General features: G+C 72.6%; 11 protein-coding genes. 3 read left to right on the top strand and 8 right to left on the bottom strand.

Going from position 1 to position 20,290, the window contains the following annotated elements; all coding sequences use genetic code 11:
* Positions 1-2 precede the first annotated feature (2 nt).
* The 5 genes from ABD350_RS00715 to ABD350_RS00695 all read right to left on the bottom strand — a co-directional run bounded on the left by ABD350_RS00715 (position 3) and on the right by ABD350_RS00695 (position 7,467).
* Entirely contained in the window at positions 3-1,829 is a 1,827-nt protein-coding gene (locus tag ABD350_RS00715) for a branched-chain amino acid ABC transporter permease (protein WP_344345336.1), read from the bottom strand.
* Positions 1,830-1,834: 5 nt separating this feature from the next.
* Positions 1,835-2,764, bottom strand: a complete 930-nt coding sequence (locus ABD350_RS00710) for a branched-chain amino acid ABC transporter permease (protein ID WP_344345334.1) — start codon at positions 2,762-2,764, stop codon at positions 1,835-1,837.
* A 112-nt stretch (positions 2,765-2,876) separates the two neighbouring features.
* On the bottom strand, positions 2,877-4,112 hold the full coding sequence (locus ABD350_RS00705) for a branched-chain amino acid ABC transporter substrate-binding protein (protein WP_344345333.1): 1,236 nt from the start codon (positions 4,110-4,112) through the stop codon (positions 2,877-2,879).
* 500 nt (positions 4,113-4,612) lie between these two features.
* The gene (locus tag ABD350_RS00700; protein ID WP_344345332.1) at positions 4,613-5,104 is read right to left on the bottom strand and encodes a hotdog fold thioesterase; all 492 of its coding nucleotides are present in this window, start codon (positions 5,102-5,104) and stop codon (positions 4,613-4,615) included.
* Positions 5,105-5,154: 50 nt separating this feature from the next.
* The gene (locus tag ABD350_RS00695; RefSeq protein ID WP_344345330.1) at positions 5,155-7,467 is read right to left on the bottom strand and encodes an FdhF/YdeP family oxidoreductase; all 2,313 of its coding nucleotides are present in this window, start codon (positions 7,465-7,467) and stop codon (positions 5,155-5,157) included.
* 273 nt (positions 7,468-7,740) lie between these two features.
* Between ABD350_RS00695 and polA the strand changes: the two genes are divergently transcribed.
* Positions 7,741-10,467 (top strand): DNA polymerase I, encoded by a 2,727-nt coding sequence (gene polA / locus ABD350_RS00690; RefSeq protein WP_344345329.1) that lies wholly within the window; start codon positions 7,741-7,743, stop codon positions 10,465-10,467.
* A gap of 1,275 nt (positions 10,468-11,742) precedes the next feature.
* On the opposite strand, the gene ABD350_RS00685 is transcribed toward polA, so the two are convergent.
* Positions 11,743-12,621 (bottom strand): DUF4184 family protein, encoded by an 879-nt coding sequence (locus ABD350_RS00685; RefSeq protein WP_344345327.1) that lies wholly within the window; start codon positions 12,619-12,621, stop codon positions 11,743-11,745.
* Between the two features lie 330 nt (positions 12,622-12,951).
* On the opposite strand from ABD350_RS00685, the gene ABD350_RS00680 reads away from it, so the two are divergent.
* Positions 12,952-14,733: a lytic transglycosylase domain-containing protein gene (locus tag ABD350_RS00680; RefSeq protein WP_344345326.1), complete on the top strand. Its 1,782-nt coding sequence runs from the start codon at positions 12,952-12,954 to the stop codon at positions 14,731-14,733.
* Between the two features lie 117 nt (positions 14,734-14,850).
* Here the strand turns inward: ABD350_RS00680 and hrpB are convergent, their stop codons facing one another.
* Positions 14,851-17,364 (bottom strand): ATP-dependent helicase HrpB, encoded by a 2,514-nt coding sequence (hrpB, locus tag ABD350_RS00675; RefSeq protein ID WP_344345325.1) that lies wholly within the window; start codon positions 17,362-17,364, stop codon positions 14,851-14,853.
* A gap of 103 nt (positions 17,365-17,467) precedes the next feature.
* Entirely contained in the window at positions 17,468-18,304 is an 837-nt protein-coding gene (locus ABD350_RS00670; RefSeq protein ID WP_344345754.1) for a class I SAM-dependent methyltransferase, read from the bottom strand.
* Positions 18,305-18,670: 366 nt separating this feature from the next.
* Here ABD350_RS00670 and rpsA point away from each other — a divergent pair, with 366 nt between their 5' ends.
* On the top strand, positions 18,671-20,161 hold the full coding sequence (gene rpsA / locus ABD350_RS00665; protein WP_344345323.1) for a 30S ribosomal protein S1: 1,491 nt from the start codon (positions 18,671-18,673) through the stop codon (positions 20,159-20,161).
* Positions 20,162-20,290 lie beyond the last annotated feature (129 nt).

Genomic DNA, 20,290 nt, shown 5'->3' with positions numbered 1-20,290 from the left:
GGTCAGGCCCCCGCCTTCGTGAGGTGGGTGGGTGCGGGTGTGTCCTGGTGGAATTCGAGCCGGCGGCGCCGGTTGGGGATGAGGCCCTCGGGGCGGAACCGCATGAGAAGGATGAGCGCTACGCCGAAGGCGAAGAGCTGGTAGTCGCCGAGGAACTGGAGTTTGTTCGGGATCAGGAACAGCAGGGCGGCGCCGATCAGGGGGCCGCTGATGGTGCCCATGCCGCCGAGGACGACCGCGGCGAGCAGGAAGGCGGAGTTGGGCGGGATGGGACCGGCGAAGAGGTACTGCTCGGGGGTGACGGTGTAGGTGACGTGGGCCTGGACGGTGCCGGCGAGTCCGGCGAGGCAGGCGCCGACGGCGAAGGCGGTGAGCTTGACCCGGAAGCCGTTGATGCCCATGGCGAGCGCGGCGGTCTCGTCCTCGCGGATGGCCACCCAGGCGCGTCCGATGCGGGAGTCGCCGCTGCGGCGGAAGACCAGCACCACGACGGCGGTGATGATCAGCATCAGGAAGAAGTAGTTGGCGAACCGGCCGATGGCGAAGCCGCCCAGGTGGTGCCGGGCGCCGAAGTCGAAGCCGAGGACGTCCAGGTCGGGGATGGCCGAGACGCCGTTGGAGCCGTTGGTGATGTCGGGTCCGGAGGTGCCGTCGAGGTTGTTGGCGGTGATGCGGAAGATCTCGCCGAAGCCGAGGGTGACGATGGCGAGGTAGTCGCCGCGCAGCCGCAGGGTCGGGGCGCCGATCAGCACGCCGAAGACCAGCGAGGCGGCGGCGCCGGCGAGTACGGCGGCCCAGAACGGGACGTGCACGCCGAACGGTGAGCCGGGGGAGCCGGAGACCAGGGCGGCCGCGTAGGCGCCGACGCCGAGGAAGGCGACGTATCCGAGGTCGAGCAGGCCGGCGAGGCCGACGACGATGTTCAGGCCGAGGGCGACGGTGGCGAAGACCAGGATGTAGACGCCGAGGGTGGCGTACTGGTCGTCGGTCTGGGTGAAGGGGAACAGCGCCGCCGCGACGAAGGCGCCGCAGAGGGTGGTGTTCCGGTGCCGGGCGGTGATCTGCGCGGCGTGGGCGACGAGACCGGCCTTGCCGAGGGCGGCGAAGCCGAGGCCCGCGGTGATCAGGAAGCCGGTGAACTGTTCGTCGTACTCGGTGCCGATGCCGTAGGTGAAGACGGCCAGGCCGAGCGCGAGGATGCCGACGATGATCAGGATCTCGGCGCAGGAGGGCAGCGCGGGCACGGGCCGGGGGGTGTCGGCGGTGAAGGCGGCCTTGGCGGTCGCCCAGGTGTGCGCGAGGCCGTGCCTGGTCTTCGTCCAGCCGGTGTCGTCGGGGTCGGCGGGGTCGGGCGCGGGCCGGTGGAAGGGGAGGGCCAGGGCGCCGGCGAGGGCGGCGAGGGCGGCCACGGCGACGAGGAAGCCGCCGGGTTCGAGGTTGACGAGGCCGCCGAGGCGGGTGCTGATCGCGAGGACGGTGTACCAGCTGGTGGCGAAGGTGGCCAGGGTGGCGAGCCGCAGGGCCGGGTCCGCTCCGGCGGGTACCAGCCATCGCAGGCCCTTGGGGCGGTAGGAGGCCAGGGCGAGGAGGGTGGCGAGGAGCGCGCCGGCGAGGACGAGGACCTGCAGGCCGCCGGGGTAGCCGTAGACGGTGAGGTCGCCGGGGAAGGCGGCGGTCCAGGTCCAGGCGAGGAAGGTGGAGAGGGCCGTGAGCGCGCTGCCGCCGAGGGCGAGGGCGCGGGCGGCCCGCTCCGGCAGGGGCAGCAGGCCCGAGGGGGCGTCGGCCTCGCGGGCGCCGGGGGTTTCGGGCGCGGTGGTCTGTGTGGTCATCGGTCTCACGCCCTGTCCGCGACGCGCTCGCCGAGCAGGCCCTGCGGCCTGAACAGCAGTACGAGGATGAGGAGTACGAAGGCCCAGACGTCGGCCCAGGACTGGCTGCCGAACTCGTCCATGCCGGGGATGTCGGCGATGTAGGCGGTGGCCAGGGTCTCGGCGACGCCGAGGACCACGCCGCCGATCATGGCTCCGTAGATGTTGCCGATGCCGCCGAGGACGGCCGCGGTGAACGCCTTGAAACCGAGGATGAAGCCCATCCGGAAGTTGATCTCGCCGTACTTCAGGCCGTAGGCGACGGCGCCGACGGCGGCGAACGCGGCGCCGAGCGCGAACGCGATGACGATGATGCGGTCGGTGTCGACGCCCATCAGCTCGGCGGTGTCCGGGTCCTGGGCGGTGGCCTGCATGCCGCGGCCGGTGCGGGTCTTCAGCACGAAGTAGCCGAGGACCGCCATGGAGAGGGGGGCCGCCACGACGAGGAAGACGTCGCCGGTCTGGATGGTGACGCCGCCGGTCTCGAAGGGGCCGCCGGGGATCTGCGGGAAGGTGCGCGCGGACTTCGCCTCCGGGTACCAGGCCCATACCGCCTGCTGGAGCGCGAGGGAGAGACCGATGGCGGTGATGAGGGGCGCGAGGCGGGGGGCGCCGCGCAGGGGCCGATAGGCGAATCGTTCCGCCCCGACGGCGACGGCGACCGCGACGCCGACGGCGCCCGCGATCATCAGCGGCAGGGCGATCCACAGGGTGGTCCCGCCGGGGAGCCAGAGCCAGACGGTGAGGGCGCCGAAGGCTCCCGTCATGAATATCTCGCCGTGGGCGAAGTTGATGAGCTGGACGATGCCGTAGACCATGGTGTAGCCGATGGCGACCAGCCCGTACATGGCTCCCAGGAGCAGGCCGTTGACCAGCTGCTGCGGCAGTTCGTTCACCGCATGTCCTCCGAGCGTTCGGAAAATGCGAGGGATGTGGCCGGCTGCGAGTGTGCGCGGGGCGCCGGTGGAGGAGCGCCCCGCGCGGCTCGCGAGTGGTTCGGGGGCGGGCTCAGCCGGTGTAGGTACCGGACTTGACGGGGACCCAGGCGCCGTTCTTCACGGCGTACACGGTCAGCTGCTTGTTGGTGGCGTCGCCGTACCGGTCGAAGGAGACCTTGCCGGTCACGCCGTCGAAGGACACGTTCTGCATGGCCGCGGTGACCTTCGCGCGGGCGTCGGCGGGGAGCGTGCCGCCATGGGCCTCGACGACCTTCTTCACGGCCTCGATGATCGCCTGGGCGGAGTCGTAGGCGTAGGCGCCGTAGGCGGAATAGCCGTCCCTGTAACCGGCGGCCTTGTAGCCGGCGACGAACCGCTCGGCGGAGGGCAGGTCCTCGACCGGGGCGCCGACGGAGGTGGTGAGGTCGCCGGTGCTCTCGGGGCCCGCCAGCTTCATATAGGTGTCGTCCTTGACGCCGTCGCCGCCGACTAGCGGAATCTTGGCGCCGGCGGCCTTGATCTGTTTGCCGAGCGGACCGGCCTGCGGGTATTCGCCGCCGTAGTAGACGACTTCGGCGCCCGAGTTCTTCACCTTGGTGGCGACCGCGGAGAAGTCCTTGGCGTCGGGGTTGATGTGCTCGGTGCCGACCACCTCGCCGCCGAGCTTCTTGAACTCCGCGGTGAAGGTGGCGGCGAGACCGGAGCCGTAGGTCTTCTTGTCGTCGATGACGAAGACCTTCTTCTTCTTGGCCGTGCCGAAGAGGTACCGGGCGGCGAACGGGCCCTGGATCGCGTCCGTGGTCGCCGTGCGGAAGTAGGCCTTGTACTGACGAACCTTCTCGGTCTGCCACTTCGGGCCCTGGGTGAGGGACGGACCGGTGTTCGCCGGGGAGACCTGGACCAGTCCGGCGTCGTCCAGGACCTTCTGCATCGACTCGGCGACCGAGCTGTTCAGCGGGCCGACGACGCCGAGGACCTCCTTCTCGGAGACGAACCGGGAGGCGTTCTGCTGACCGGCGGACGGCTGTGCCTGGTCGTCGAGGGCCTCCATTTCGAAGGTGACGCCCTCGACGAGGTTCCGCTCGTTGGCGTTCTTGACGGCGAGGTCCACCGAGTTCTTGATGCCGAGGCCCATGGCGGACAGATCGCCGGTCAGAGGCGCGTCGACGCCGATGACGACGGTGGTGCCGCCGTCCTCGCCGGAATCCGGGTCCTTGCCGTCGCTGCCGCGCGAGCCGCAGGCGGAGAGGGTGAGCGCTCCCGCTGCCAGCGCGGCGGTGAGGGTGATAAGCGGACGTTGACGCACGATCAGTCCTTTCCCCAGGCACAACCGCTTCCCCATGGATGCGGCAGAGTCGCGCGCCGCGCTGAATTCACAAATCCGAAGGCGCGGTGATGGGCGGTGACTCTAAGCGTGTGCGGGGGACGTGGAAATAAGTCCGGCCGAGGCTGTGACTCTCTTGTTATGACACGGCGTAATGCGGGACCCGCCTTCGCATAGCGCGGGTCCAAGGTGAAGATCTGCTTCTGTATTGCGCGCGCATTACGCAGAGTTACGCCCGGAAAAGGGAGGGCGGGATTCCTGGGGGCCTTTCCCGTATTTCGCCGCGCGCATCGCCGATGCGGCTTTGCGGGTGGAACCCGCCTTGATGTGCGACGGAATGGGGAATTCCGTCGTCGGTGGCAGTGCCTCGTACCGCGATCGGCGCGCCCCGGTGTATCGCGATCGGCGCCCCCGGCGCCTTTCGCTCCCCGGCGCCGAAGCCGGGGGGAGCGAGGGGGCGACGCCTTCGGGGGCGGCGGGGGTCAGCTCGCGGTGGGCCGGGCAGGGGCCTCGTCGGCCGGGCGGGCGTCCCGGAGCAGGCAGGTCAGGCGGGCCGAGCAGACCCGGCGGCCCTGCTCGTCGCTGATCACGATCTCGTACGTCGCCGTCGACCGGCCCCGGTGCACCGGCGTGGCCACGCCCGTCACCAGGCCGGAGCGGACCCCGCGGTGGTGGGTGCAGTTGAGGTCCACACCGACCGCGATCTTCGAGACGCCCCCGTGCAGCATGGAGCCGACCGAGCCCAGCGTCTCCGCCAGCACCGCGGAGGCGCCCCCGTGCAGCAGGCCGTACGGCTGGGTGTTGCCCTCCACCGGCATGGTCCCGACCACCCTGTCCGCCGAGGCCTCCAGGATCTGCACGCCCATGCGGGTGCCCAGGTGTCCGGCCGAGAACAGGGCGGGCAGGTCCACGCCGAGCGCGGCGTACTCGTCGATGACCTGCTGCGGGAACTTCACTTGCTGCTGCTCGCCCATGGGGCCCGGCTCCGTCCGTCGTCCACCAGTTCTGCTCGCTGAGCAAACGCTCACTCGGCCGCCGATTGTTCCAGAGGGCGGCCCGCGTCCCCGGTGTGGGCTTCGAGACGTACGACGACGGACTTGCTGGCCGGGGTGTTGCTGGTGTCGGCGGTCGCGTCCAGCGGCACCAGTACGTTCGTCTCGGGGTAGTACGCCGCCGCGCATCCCCGGGCCGTCGGATACGCGACGACCCGGAAGCCGGGCGCCCGCCGCTCCACCCCGTCCTGCCACTCGCTCACCAGGTCGACGTACGACCCCTCGGCGAACCCCAGCGCGCGTGCGTCCTCCGGGTGCACCAGCACCACCCGGCGCCCGCCCTTGATGCCCCGGTAACGGTCGTCCAGACCGTAGATCGTGGTGTTGTACTGATCGTGCGAGCGCAGGGTCTGCAACAGCAGCCGCCCCTCGGGCAGCGCCGGGTACTCCACCGGCGCGGCCGTGAAGTTGGCCTTGCCCGTGGCGGTCGGGAAACGCCGTTCGTCGCGCGGCGCGTGCGGCAGCGCGAAGCCGCCGGGCCGGGCCACGCGCGCGTTGAAGTCCTCGAAACCGGGGATCACGCGCGCGATGCGGTCACGGATCGCCCCGTAGTCCTCGGCGAACTCCTCCCACGGCACGACACTGCGCTCGCCCAGCACCCGGCGCGCCAGACCGCAGACGATGGCCGGCTCGGACCGCAGGTGCGGGCTCGCGGGGGCCAGGCGCCCGCGCGAGGCGTGCACCATGCCCATGGAGTCCTCGACCGTCACGAACTGCTCGCCGCCGGCCCGCACATCGCGCTCGGTGCGGCCCAGGGTGGGCAGGATCAGTGCCCGCGCGCCCGTGACCACGTGCGAGCGGTTCAGCTTGGTCGACACATGCACGGTCAGCCGCGCCCGGCGCATCGCCGCCTCGGTGACCTCGGTGTCGGGCGAGGCGGACACGAAGTTGCCGCCCATGGCGAAGAAGACCTTCGCCCGGCCGTCGCGCAGCGCGCGGATGGCCCGTACGACGTCGAAGCCGTGCTCGCGCGGGGGCGTGAACCCGAACTCCTTCCCCAGGGCGTCCAGGAAGGCCGGGGCGGGCCGCTCGAAGATGCCCATGGTGCGGTCGCCCTGGACGTTGCTGTGCCCGCGCACCGGGCACACCCCCGCACCCGGGCGGCCGATGTTGCCGCGCAGCAGCAGGAAGTTGACCACTTCCCGGATGGTCGGCACCGAGTGCTTGTGCTGGGTGAGGCCCATGGCCCAGCACACGATCGTCCGCTCGGAGGCCAGGACCATGCCGAGGGCCCGCTCGATCTCCGCGCGCGTGAGGCCGGTCGCGGCCAGCGTCTCCTCCCAGTCGGCGGCCCGCGCTGCCGCCGCGAACTCCTCGAAGCCGTGGGTGTGCTCGCGGACGAACTCCTCGTCGACCGCGCCCTCCGTCTGCAGGATCAGCTTGTTCAGGAGCCGGAAGAGGGCCTGGTCGCCGCCGATGCGGATCTGCAGGAACAGGTCGGTGAGGGCCGCGCCCCGGAGCATGCCCTGGGGTGTCTGCGGGTTCTTGAAGCGCTCCAGGCCCGCCTCGGGCAGCGGATTGACGCTGATGATCCGCGCGCCGTTCGCCTTGGCCTTCTCCAGCGCGGAGAGCATGCGCGGATGGTTCGTGCCCGGGTTCTGGCCGGCGACGATGATCAGATCGGCCTGGTACAGGTCCTCCAGCAGGACGCTGCCCTTGCCGACGCCGATGGTCTCGCCGAGCGCCGACCCGGACGACTCGTGGCACATGTTCGAGCAGTCCGGCAGGTTGTTCGTGCCCAGCTCGCGCGCGAAGAGCTGGTACAGGAACGCGGCCTCGTTGCTGGTGCGGCCCGAGGTGTAGAAGACGGCCTCGTCCGGGGAGCCGAGGGCGGCGATCTCCTCGGCGACGATGTCGAAGGCCCGCTCCCAGGAGACCGGCTCGTAGTGCGTGCCGCCCTCGGGGAGGTACACGGGGTGGGTGAGCCGCCCCTGCTGGCCCAGCCAGTAGCCGCTGCGGGCGGACAGGTCGGCGACGGAGTGCGCGGCGAAGAACTCGGGGGTCACCCGGCGCAGCGTGGCCTCCTCGGCGACCGCCTTGGCGCCGTTCTCGCAGAACTCGGCCGTGTGCCGGTGGTCCGGCTCGGGCCAGGCGCAGCCCGGGCAGTCGAAGCCGTCCTTCTGGTTCACGCGCAGCAGCGTGAGCGCGGTGCGCTTCACCCCCATCTGCCGCTGGGCGACGCGCAGCGTGTGCCGGACGGCCGGCAGCCCCGCCGCCGCGTGCTTCGGCTCCGCGACCTGCGGCGCGTCCTGGACCGGATCACCCTTGGGCGGCTTCGTCGCCATCGCGCGCTCCCCTTCGACTGCGTGTGAGAAGTACCGCTGCCGATCCTCCCACGCGGCACCGACACCGGGGCCGGCCGGGCGGGCGAGGGCCGGGACCATTACCTGCGGTGGAGGGTGTCTTTCGCCGCGCTTTACCCGGGGGGACGGCACAAGGCCGGCGGTCTCCCGCCCGGGGCGGCCCCCTCCCGCGCCGTGCCGTCCGCCGTGCGGGTACCCCCGGCCGTCGCGGGCGGGCGGTCCGGGTTGTCAGTGGCTCGTGGCAGGATCGGTGACGTGGCAGAGACAGCACCGAAGCAGACCGACAAGACCTCCGGCGGCACCCGTCCCCGGCTGATGCTCATGGACGGGCACTCGCTGGCCTACCGCGCGTTCTTCGCGCTGCCCGCGGAGAACTTCACGACCGCGACCGGCCAGCCGACGAACGCGATCTACGGCTTCGCGTCGATGCTGGCCAACACTCTGCGTGACGAGGCGCCCACGCACTTCGCGGTGGCCTTCGACGTCTCCCGCAAGACCTGGCGCTCCGAGCGGTTCACCGAGTACAAGGCGAACCGCTCCAAGACCCCGGACGAGTTCAAGGGCCAGGTGGAGCTGATCGGCGAGCTGCTCGACGCCATGCACGCCCCGCGCTTCGCCGTCGAGGGGTACGAGGCGGACGACGTCATCGCCACCCTCGCCACCCAAGCCGAGGCCGAGGGCTTCGAGGTGCTGATCGTCACCGGCGACCGCGACTCCTTCCAGCTGGTCACCGAGAACATCACCGTGCTGTACCCCACGAAGGGCGTCTCGGAGCTGACCCGGTTCACCCCGGAGAAGGTTTTCGAGAAGTACGGCTTGACGCCCGCCCAGTACCCGGACTTCGCGGCCCTGCGCGGCGACCCGTCCGACAACCTGCCCGGCATCCCCGGCGTCGGCGAGAAGACCGCCGCGAAGTGGATCAACCAGTTCGGTTCCTTCGCCGAGTTGGTCGAACGCGTCGACGAGGTCAAGGGCAAGGCGGGCCAGAACCTCCGGGACCACCTGGAGTCCGTCAAGCTCAACCGCGTCCTCACCGAGCTGGAGCGCGGGGTCGAGCTGCCCAAGGCGGTCGCCGACCTGGAGCGGGCCCCCTACGACCGCAAGGCCGTGGCGATGGTCCTCGACACCCTGGAGATCCGCAACCCGTCCCTGCGCGAGCGCCTCTTCGCCGTCGACCCCGGCACGGAGGAGACCGAGACCGCCCCGGTCACCACCGACGGCGTCGAGATCGACGGCAGGATCCTGCGCACCGGCGAGCTGGCCCCCTGGCTCGCCGAGCACGGCGCCGGGCCGCTGGGCGTCGCCACCGTCGACACCTGGGCCCTGGGCGCCGGCTCGGTCGCCGAGGTCGCGCTCGCCGCGGCCGGGGGACCGGCGGCCTGGTTCGACCCCTCCGAGCTGGACGAGGCCGACGAGAACGCGTTCGCCGCCTGGCTGGCCGACGCCGGCCGGCCCAAGGTGTTCCACGACGCCAAGGGCGCCATGCGGGTCTTCGCCGAGCACGGCTGGCGTGTCGAGGGCGTCGGCATGGACACCGCGCTCGCCGCGTACCTGGTCAAGCCCGGCCGCCGCTCCTTCGACCTGGACGCGCTGTCCCTGGAGTACCTGCACCGCGAGCTGACCCCCGCCGCCGCGGCCGACGGTCAGCTGGCCTTCGGCGCGGACGAGGGCGCCGAGGCGGAGGCGCTGATGATCCAGGCCCGCGCGGTCCTGGACCTGGGCGGGACGTTCGAGGAGCGCCTGCGGGAGGTCGGCGCGGCGGAGCTGCTCCGGGACATGGAGCTGCCCACCTCCGCGCTGCTCGCCCGCATGGAGCGGCACGGCATCGCCGCCGACCGGGCGCACCTGGAAGCGATGGAGCAGATGTTCGCGGGCGCGGTGCAGCAGGCCGTGAAGGAGGCGCACGCGGCCGCCGGCCGCGAGTTCAACCTGGGCTCGCCCAAGCAGCTCCAGGAGGTCCTCTTCGGCGAGCTGGCGCTGCCGAAGACGAAGAAGACCAAGACCGGTTACACCACCGACGCCGACGCCCTGGCCTGGCTCGCCACCCAGACCGACAACGAACTGCCGGTGATCATGCTCCGCCATCGTGAGCAGGCGAAGCTCCGGGTGACCGTCGAGGGTCTGATCAAGTCCATCGCGGGCGACGGCCGTATCCACACCACGTTCAACCAGACGGTGGCCGCGACCGGGCGCCTGTCCTCCACGGACCCGAACCTGCAGAACATCCCGGTGCGCGCCGACGAGGGCCGGGCGATCCGCCGGGGCTTCGTGGTCGGCGAGGGCTTCGAGTCCCTGATGACCGCGGACTACAGCCAGATCGAGCTGCGGGTGATGGCCCACCTCTCCGAGGACGAGGGTCTGATCCAGGCGTTCACCTCCGGCGAGGACCTGCACACCTCGGCCGCGTCCCAGGTGTTCGGGGTCGAGCCCCAGGCGGTGGACGCGGAGATGCGCCGCAAGATCAAGGCGATGTCGTACGGCCTCGCCTACGGACTGTCCGCGTTCGGCCTCTCCCAGCAGCTGAAGGTCGACGCGGGCGAGGCCCGCGCCCTGATGGACGCCTACTTCGAACGCTTCGGCGGGGTGCGGGACTATCTGCGCCGGGCGGTCGACGAGGCGCGCGCCACGGGCTACACGGCGACGCTCTTCGGCCGCCGCCGCTACCTGCCCGACCTCAACAGCGACAACCGCCAGCGCCGTGAGGCGGCCGAGCGCATGGCCCTCAACGCGCCCATCCAGGGCACGGCGGCGGACATCGTGAAGATCGCCATGCTCAAGGTGGACAGCGCGCTGCGGGCGGCGGACCTGAAGTCCCGGATGCTGCTCCAGGTCCACGACGAGATCGTCCTGGAGATCGCCCCCGGCGAGCGGGCGGTCACGGAGGAGATCGTCCGCCGCGAGATGGCCGACGCCGTCCACCTGAGGGCCCCCCTGGACGTCTCGGTCGGCGTCGGCCCGGACTGGGAATCAGCGGCCCACTGACCCCGCCAGGCGGCGGAGAAACCGTCCCCACCGACCGGAGCCGCCACGCTCCGCTCCGGGAACCACGTCTCCGCCGCCACAGGGGCGACAGCCCGCCACACCACCGCCCCTCTTTTCCTCCGCCCTCCTTCCTCCACCGCAACGGCGCTCAGCCCCCACGACGCGGACCGGCGGTGCCGAACCCACCCCACCCCGAAGCGGCCGGTGCCCGGGGAGGGCCCCGGACCTGAAGCAGTCGGCGTCCCCGGGAGGGCCCCGGACCTGAAGCGGCCGGTGCCCCGGGAGGGCCACGGACCTGAAACGGCTGGTGTCCGGGGAGGGTCCCGGACCTGAAGCAGTCGGCGTCCCCGGGAGGGCCCCGGACCCAAAGCGGCTGGTGCCCGGGGAGGGCCCCGGACCTGAAGCAGTCGGCGTCCTTGGGAGGGCCCCGGACCTGAAGCGGCCGGTGCCCCGGGAGGGCCGCGGACCCGAAACAGTCGGCGCCCACGACAGAGCCCCGCACCCGAAACAGTCGGCGCCCCCGGTCAACCCCGCACCCGAAACGGCCAGCGCACCTCGGTCAGCCCCATACCCCGGTACCTTCCCGCACCCCGAAACGATCCCCGCAACCCTGAAACAGCCCCCGCACCCCGCCCGCACACCCCCGCGCCCCCGCCCAGCCGCACCGGGAGGCGGCAGCCGGACACCCCGCCCGGCCGCACCGGGAGGAGGCGGTAGCCGGGCACCCCGTCCAGCCGCGCCCGGAGGCGGCAGCCGGACACCCCACCAAGCCGCGCCGGGAGGTGGCAGCGGGGCACCCCGTCCAGCCGCGCCCGGAGGCGGCAGCCGGACACCCCGCCAAGCCGCCCCGAAAACGCCCCCCACCCGGGCGACCCGGCCAAACCCCCGGAGGGCCCGTCACTCTCGTGGCCCCCGTCAAAACGCCCCCCACCGCCCGCAGCCGCAACACTGCGGGCATGGGTATACGCATGCTTCACCGCCGGACGCCCGAGGCAGCCGCCGGGGCCTGGGCGGGTGTCGCCTCGGCTCAGGCCGTGCCCGCCGCGCCGGTTCCGGCTCTCGCGGCCGACGCAAGCACCGCCCGCATCCCACCCGATCTGGCCACGACCGTCCGCACCGTCACCAAGGGCCTCGGCCGCGGGCACGCCGCCCGCCCGGCCCGCATCCCGGACTGGCGTCAGTGGACCGACCTGGCCCGCGGCTATCTCGCCCTCGCCCTCGCCCTGATCCCCAGAGCACGCCCCCGGCACAAGCTCACGGTGTTCGTCGCACCCCTCATCGAGCGACCGGCCGCCCCCGGCCCGCACCGACCGTCCCACCGTGATCGCCATGACCCCCGTGATCCCGGTGACGAGCGGCCGGACGCCAGACCCTGACCCCCACGGCGTACACCAGCAGCCCCGGCACCAGCCCGGCGCCCACCCCGAAGCACAGGGTGGGCACCAGCTCCCACGGCCGCGCGTCCGCACCGCCCCGCTCCCGCCAGTGGGCCGTCCGCTGCACCGCCCCCGCCAGCGCGCAGCCCCCGATCACCGCGAGGGCCCACCACCGGTCCCGCACGGACAGCACCGGCACCCCCACGGGCACCCCGCCGGGCAGCCGTCGTAGCGCCCGGGCCACGAACACCACGATCAGCACGGTGCCCGCCGCCGACGACCCGTACTGCAGCCAGGTGTACAGCGGCACGCCCGCCGGACGGTCCCGCCCGACGGCCGGGACCAGCCGCGTACCCCACCGGTCGTGATGGGTGAACGCGTCCCACACCACATGGGTCAGCGCGCCGAGCACCGCGGAGGCGTACCACCGGCCCACCGACACGCCCCGCACGCGCGCGCGGGGCACCCCGCAGCGCAGCAGGGCGGCCGGCCGCCCCTGCCACCCTCGCGGCAGCAGCGCGAGCAACGGCTCCCGGACCAGCAGCCACAGCCCCGCGAGCGCCCAGGCGAGGAGCACATCGACCGTGGCGACTCCGGCGAACGCGTGCGTGACCGAGCCGAACTCCATTCCGCCCGGCAGGACGTTGGCCGCGTAGTAGGGCAGGTCGGGCGCGCAGGAGCCGGCCACGAGGACCGCGGGGACCAGCCCGCCCCGCCCGCTGCCGTCCCGGCGGACCGCGGGCAGCGCGGCCGCCGCGTGGCTGAGCGTGAACGGCAAAGAGCCTCCTGAGCGTACGGCGGCCCGCAGGGGGACGCCGGTGACCGGATCCGGCCAGTATGCGTGACGCCGCTTCAAGGCCCGGCGAGGCAGCCGGGATTGGCCAACCGGTGAACTTCGGGCATCAACCCGTGCCTGATCACGACAAGTTGTCGTAGGGTCACGTGGGTCCCCTTGCCGGGCGCACGGTGACACACGCGGCGCTCGGACGCCACGGCGGAACAGCCACGGCGGAACAGGGGCAACCAGAGCACCGGGTCAACCGTCACACCAGAGCGAGGCGGGCAGACGGAGACGGACGCGCGGGCGTCCACGGGAGGGGTTCACTCTATGGCGGCGCAATTCGGCAGGCGACTGCGCAAGGGGGCGGCGGGCACCGCCGTGGCCGCGGCGGCGGTCGCGGCTCTCTCCGCGTCCCAGGCTCCGGGAGTGGCCGGCGAGGACAACAGACCCACGGCGGCCGGCGCCACGAACTCCGTACCGGACGGCAGCGCCGGCACCACTGGTACCGCCGGCGCGACCGGCAACTCGCCGTACTACACGGACCTTCCGCCGCTGAAGAGTCCCGCGCCCGGCCCCTCGTCCCCCGTCGGCACCCCCGTTTCCCGGGGCGACGGGGACGCGGGCATCCCGGCGACGGTCCTCGACGCCTACAAGAAGGCCGCGGCCGAACTGCGCGCCACCAAGCCCGGCTGCAACATGCCCTGGCAACTCCTGGCCGCCATCGGCAACGTCGAGTCCGGGCAGGCCCGGGGCGGTCAGGTCGACGCCGACGGCACCACCCTGCGCCGGATCCTGGGACCGCAGCTCGACGGCAACGGCTTCGCGCTCATAGCGGACACCGACGGTGGCGCGTACGACGGCAACAGCAGCTATGACCAGGCCGTCGGGCCCATGCAGTTCATCCCGTCCACCTGGGCCTGGGCCGGCCGCGACGGCAACGGCGACGGCAAGAAGGACCCGAACAACATCTACGACGCGGCGCTCGCCGCGGGCCACTACCTGTGCCGCAACGACTGGGACCTGTCCCGCGAGGCCGACCTGCACAGCGCGATCCTCAGCTACAACAACTCGCAGGACTACCTCGACCTGGTCCTGAACTGGATGGAGTACTACCGCAAGGGCGCCCACACCGTCCCCGACGGCACCGGTGGCGTCCCGGAGCACCGCAGCGACGAGGGCACCCACCGCGTCCCGTCCCCGCGGCCCACCCAGCCGCCGACGACCAAGCCGGCCCCGAAGCCCCACAAGCCCGGCAACGAGCACGGGGGCAACGGCGGGAACGAGACGCCCAAGCCCCCGAAGCCGCCCGTCCCGCCCACGCCCCCGCCGACGACCCCGCAGACGCCCACCGACCTCGTGGACCACCTCCAGGGCCTCGGCACCGGGAAGCTCACCGCCATGGCCGGCGACGCCTTCGCCGAGCGGATCGGGGTGCGCGCCGAGACCAAGGTCGGCAAGTCCGTCGCCAAGGTCAGGATCAGGTTCACGCTCACCGGTGACACCGACGCCACCTTCGCCGGCGGCGAGACCGTCGCGACGGTTGCCACCGACGCCAAGGGCGTCGCGCTCGCCCCGCCGCTCCAGGCCGGGGAGAAGACGGGCGACTTCAAGGTCACCGCGGCCGTCGTGGGCCGCCAGGTCAAGGGCGTCGACTACACGGCGACCGTCACCGAGCGCGTCGCCGACGCCCTGACCCGTACCGGCACCACCGTGCCGACCTGCACGCCGGGCGGCGAGTTCGCCGAGCAGGTGCAGGTGAAGGCGACGTACCGGGGCGCCGCCGCGGACAAGGTCGCGGCCACCGCCACCCTGGTCAAGTCCCTCACCGACGCCACGGCGAACGACAAGGGCCCCTACTTCAAGGACGCCGCCGGCAAGCCCGTACGCTCCCTCACCGGCCTCCGGACGGACGCGAAGGGCCTGCTCACGCTGCCCAAGCTGTACGCCGACGACATCACCGGCACCTTCCTGCTCCGCATCACCACCACGGGCGGCGCGACGCTCACCGTGCCGCTGAAGGTCGAGGCCGCCGTCGACATCCCGGTCATTCCCACGCCGGACCCGTCCACCTCCTCGGACAGCCCCACGCCGGGCCCGTCCGCCTCCTGAGGCCACGCGGCACGACACCAGGGCGCCCTCCCCTCACCGGGGGAGGGCGCCCTGCCGTGTGCGTACGGCCGTACGGCGGCTGTTCTCCTCTCGCCCGGCCGGCGAAGCCCGCACCGGTCAGCGCCGGAGCCGCGCGTTGGTGTGCCGGGTGGGTTCGGCGGTCGCCGGGTCCTCGGGCCACGGATGCTTGGGGTACCGGCCGCGCAGCTCCGCCCGCACGGCCCGGTAACCGTCCTTCCAGAAGGAGGCGAGGTCGGCCGTGACGGCGGCGGGCCGTCCGGCGGGGGAGAGCAGGTGCACCAGCAGCGGCACGCCCGCCACGGCCGGCGTCTCCCGCAGCCCGAACAGTTCCTGGAGCTTGACGGCGAGCACCGGCCGCTCCGCGTCCCGGTAGTCGATCCGGATCCTGGACCCGCTCGGTACGGTGATCCGCTCGGGCGCCAGCTCCTCCAGCCGGGCCGCCTCCCCGCTCGCCCACGGCAGCAGCCGGGCGAGCGCCCGACCCGCGTCGATCCGGGCCAGATCGGCCCGCCGCCGGGCCCGGCCCAGCTCCGGCTCCAGCCACTCGTCCACGCGCGCGTGCAGCGCGTCGTCCGACACGTCCGGCCAGGGCTCCCCGAAGCGCGTCCGCAGGAACGCCAGCCGCTGCCGCAGCCCCCGCGCCTCCGGCGACCAGCGCAGCAGCCCGAACCCCTCCTGCCGGAGCCCGTCGAGCAGGGCCGTGCGGACGAGGGCGGGGCCGGGCTCCTTCAGGGGGCGTACGGCCAGCTCGATCGCTCCCAGCCGCTCGACGTGCCGGGCCACGACGTCCCCGCCGGCCCAGCACACCTCCTCCCGCTCCCCGAGCAGGGCCCCGGCGGCGGCCCGCGCCACGTCCTCGTCTACGGCCGCGCCGAGCCGCACGCGCGCGTGCCCCGTCCCCGCGGGCCGGTCGGCGACGGCGACGACGATCCACTCGGCCCCCCGCAGCCCCGACCCCTCGGCCGGCTCGACCCGGGTCCCGGACGCCATGAGATACGACCCCCCGTCCAGCCTGGCCACCCGCTCGGGAAACGCGAGAGCGGCGACCAGCCCGGCGAGCCTGTCGTCGCCGGCACCCGGATCCACCCGGACGGGCCCGTCCGGCGCGGGCGTATGGCCGGACCCGGCGGAGACGGCACGCAGGCGCCGTACTTCCGCGGCCCACCGCGCGCCGTAGGCGTCACCGCCACCGCGGGCCCGTCGCAGCGCGCCCGCCAGGTCGTCGCCGTACTCGCGCGGCACCTCCTCGGAGAGCAGCGCGACCACCGGGGCGCCGTCCCCGCCCGTGTCCAGCAGCGCCCGCCCCAGCCGGGGATGCACCCCCAGCCGGGCCAGCCGCGCCCCGACCGCGGTCGCACGCCCGGCGGAGTCCACCGCTGCGACCGCCCTCAGCGCGGAGCGCGCCGCCGCCATCGCCCCGCCCGGCGGCGGATCCAACAACGCCAGCCCGGAGGCGTCCGGATCGCCCCAGCAGGCCGCCTGGAGAGCGAACGAGGTCAGATCGGCCACCTTGATCTCCGGTGCCGGAAAAGCCGGCAGACGGCCGTCCTCGGCCTGGTCCCAGCACCGGTACACCACCCCCGGCGCCTCCCGCCCGGCCCGCCCCGCCCGCTGCCGCCCGGCCGCCCGCGACGCCCGCACGGTGGTCAGCCCGCTCAGTCCGCGCGCGTGATCCACCCGCGGCTCCCGGGCCAGCCCGGAGTCGACCACCACCCGCACCCCGGGCACGGTCAGCGACGACTCGGCCACGGACGTCGCCAGCACCACCCGGCGCCGCTCCCCACCCGACAGCACCGCGTCCTGCACCGCCGCCGGCGCCCGCCCGTGCACCTGGAGCACCTCGACGCCGCCGAGCTCCCCCAGCAGCCCCGCCACCCGCGCGATCTCGCCCACACCGGGCAGGAAACACAGCACGTCCCCGTCCCGCTCGGCCAGCGCCCGCCGTACCACCGACGCCACATGCGCCAGCAGCGCCGGATCCACCCGCGTCCCGTGCGGCGGCCGGACCGGACGGGCCGGCGGCGCCCACACCACCTCCACCGGATGCGCCACCCCCGCCGCCTCCACCACCGGCGCCCCGCCGAGCAGCCGCGCCCACCCCTCGGCGTCCGTGGTCGCCGACGCGGCCACCAGCCGCAGCTCCGGCCGCAGCGCCTGCCGTACGTCCCACAGGAACGCGGCCACGGTGTCGGCGTCCAGATGCCGCTCGTGGCACTCGTCCAGGACGACGACGTCCACTCCGGTCAGCTCCTGGTCGCGCTGGAGCCGTTGGAGCAGGACGCCGGTCGTCACGACCTCCACGCGCGTGCGCCGGCCCACCGCCCGCTCGCCGCGCACCGTGAAGCCGACGCTCTCGCCGGGCCGCTCGCCCAGCAGCCACGCCATGCGCCGGGCCGCCGCCCGCGCCGCGATCCGCCGCGGTTCGGCCACCACCACCCGCCGCGCCGGACCGTCCCCCACCAGCCCCGCGAGCACGAGCGGCACCAGCGTCGTCTTGCCGGTGCCGGGCGGCGCCACGAGGACGGCGGTCCCCTCGCCTTCCAGGGCGTCGGTCAGGGCGGGCAGGGCGGAGCGCACGGGCAGCGCGTCCAGAGCGTCGTAACGGATCACGCCCCCAGTGTCGTACGACGGGGAAACGGTCCCCACGCGCGCGTGCGGGCATGTGATCACGGGCGGTGATCAGGTGACTCCCGCGGGCGGTTTTCGGACGGCTTCAGTCCCGCTCGCACACGAAGATCGCCGTGCCCGGGATCAGGTTCCCGCGCAGGGGCGACCAGCCGCCCCACTCCGAGGTGTTCCACAGCGGCCACTCCGGTTCCACCAGGTCCACCAGCCGGAAGCCCGACGCCACGATGTCCCGCACCCGGTCGCCGAGCGTCCGGTGATGCTCCACGTAGACCGCGCGGCCCCGCTCGTCCTGCTCCACATAGGGCGTGCGGTCGAAGTAGGACGCGGCCACCGACAGCCCCTCGGGGCCCGGCTCGTCCGGGAACGCCCAGCGGATCGGATGCGTTACCGAGAACACGAACCGTCCGCCCGGCCGCAGCACCCGGTGCACCTCGCGCAGCACCAGCCGCGGGTCGGCCACGAACGGCAGCGCCCCGTACGCGGAGCACGCCAGGTCGAAGGAACCGTCCGCGAAGGGCAGCGCGCCGGCGTCCGCGCAGACCAGCGGGAAGGTGCTGCCGATCCGCAGCGCGTGCTGGAGCTGGCGGTGCGAGAGGTCCAGGGCCACCGGCCGGGCGCCCTGGGCGGCGAGCCAGCGCGCGCACTGCGCCGCGCCCGCGCCGATCTCCAGGACCTCCCTGCCCTTCAGCTCCTCCGGCCCGCCGAGCAGCCCGGCCTCCGCCTCGTCCAGGCCCTCCGGGCCCCACACGAAGCGGTCGTCGCCGAGGAAGGCTCCGTGGTCGGTCTGGTACTCGTCCGCGTTCCGGTCCCACCAGCCCCGATTGGCTCGCGTACTTTCCGTGACGTCCGCGTCACGCCGGGTGGCTTCCGGCTCGAACCCTTCGGACCGCTGAGGGTCGTACGCTTCCGGCTCTTGGATGATCGGCTCCCTCGTCGTACTCTTCCGTCCAGCCCGCCGGAGGGGCCCTCGTGGGAGGGTTCCCAGGGCCTCCTGCGGCCTGTCGACGTTTTTTCTCCGCCGGTTATGCGGCGATCCGCCCCGGGTGTCCGCCGTCGCGCATTGACCCTGTCCGGCTGCCCCCGTATGCTACAAGTTGCGCTGCGGGCCTGCGCACCTCAGACGTAGCAGGCTGCGCTCGCATCTGTTGTATGTCCCCTCGGTTGTCGAGGCGCCATCACCAGCAATGGTGAGGCGCTTCCTTGGCTGTCCGGCTTCTGCAGAGCGAAACGGGCTCCCGGCGTAAGCAGTACCTACGACTTCAATGTCCGTACCGGAGCCCTTTCCCACATGACGAGCAGCACCGAGACCACCGCCACCACCCCGCAGGTAGCGGTCAACGACATCGGTAACGAGGAAGCATTCCTCGCAGCGATCGACGAGACGATCAAGTACTTCAACGACGGCGACATCGTCGACGGCGTCATCGTGAAGGTCGACCGGGACGAGGTCCTGCTCGACATCGGTTACAAGACCGAAGGTGTCATCCCGAGCCGCGAGCTCTCGATCAAGCACGACGTCGACCCGAACGAGGTCGTGGCCGTCGGCGACGAGATCGAGGCCCTGGTCCTCCAGAAGGAGGACAAGGAAGGCCGCCTGATCCTCTCGAAGAAGCGCGCCCAGTACGAGCGTGCCTGGGGCACCATCGAGAAGATCAAGGAAGAGGACGGGATCGTCACCGGTACCGTCATCGAGGTCGTCAAGGGTGGTCTCATCCTCGACATCGGCCTCCGTGGCTTCCTGCCGGCCTCCCTGGTCGAGATGCGCCGTGTCCGCGACCTCCAGCCGTACGTCGGCAAGGAGCTCGAGGCCAAGATCATCGAGCTGGACAAGAACCGCAACAACGTGGTCCTGTCCCGCCGTGCCTGGCTGGAGCAGACCCAGTCCGAGGTCCGCCAGACGTTCCTCACGACCCTCCAGAAGGGTCAGGTCCGCTCCGGTGTGGTCTCCTCGATCGTCAACTTCGGTGCCTTCGTGGACCTGGGTGGCGTCGACGGTCTGGTCCACGTCTCCGAGCTGTCCTGGAAGCACATCGACCACCCGTCCGAGGTTGTCGAGGTCGGCCAGGAGGTCACCGTCGAGGTCCTCGACGTCGACATGGACCGCGAGCGCGTCTCCCTGTCGCTGAAGGCGACCCAGGAAGACCCGTGGCAGCAGTTCGCCCGCACCCACCAGATCGGCCAGGTCGTGCCCGGCAAGGTCACGAAGCTGGTGCCGTTCGGTGCGTTCGTCCGCGTGGACGAGGGCATCGAGGGTCTGGTCCACATCTCCGAGCTGGCCGAGCGCCACGTGGAGATCCCGGAGCAGGTCGTCCAGGTCAACGACGAGATCTTCGTCAAGGTCATCGACATCGACCTGGAGCGCCGCCGCATCAGCCTCTCGCTGAAGCAGGCCAACGAGGCGTTCGGCGCCGACCCGTCGGTCGTCGAGTTCGACCCGACCCTGTACGGCATGGCCGCGTCCTACGACGACCAGGGCAACTACATCTACCCCGAGGGCTTCGACCCGGAGACCAACGACTGGCTGCCGGGCTACGAGAAGCAGCGCGAGGAGTGGGAGCGCCAGTACGCCGAGGCGCAGGCCCGCTTCGAGCAGCACCAGCAGCAGGTCATCAAGTCCCGCGAGGCGGACGCCCAGGCCGCTGCCGAGGGTGGCGAGGCCGCGGCTCCGGCCGCGACCGGCGGTTCGTACTCCTCCGAGGGCGCCGACACCTCCGGTGCGCTGGCCTCGGACGAGGCGCTGGCCGCGCTGCGCGAGAAGCTGGCCGGCGGCCAGAGCTGATCGCTTGCCGCTGAGGCTCAGCCGATAGTCGCTGAAGGGCCGTACCTTTCGAGGTGCGGCCCTTCAGGGTTTTCCCGGGGGGGGTGCGGTCCGGATGCGGCCGCGGGTCCGTCGTGGCCTGTCGCGCGG

It is taken from the genome of Streptomyces nogalater, assembly GCF_039532885.1.
Classification (GTDB): domain Bacteria; phylum Actinomycetota; class Actinomycetes; order Streptomycetales; family Streptomycetaceae; genus Streptomyces; species Streptomyces nogalater.
Note: the sequence above shows the minus strand (reverse complement) of the source record. Positions and strands in the feature narration are given on the sequence as shown.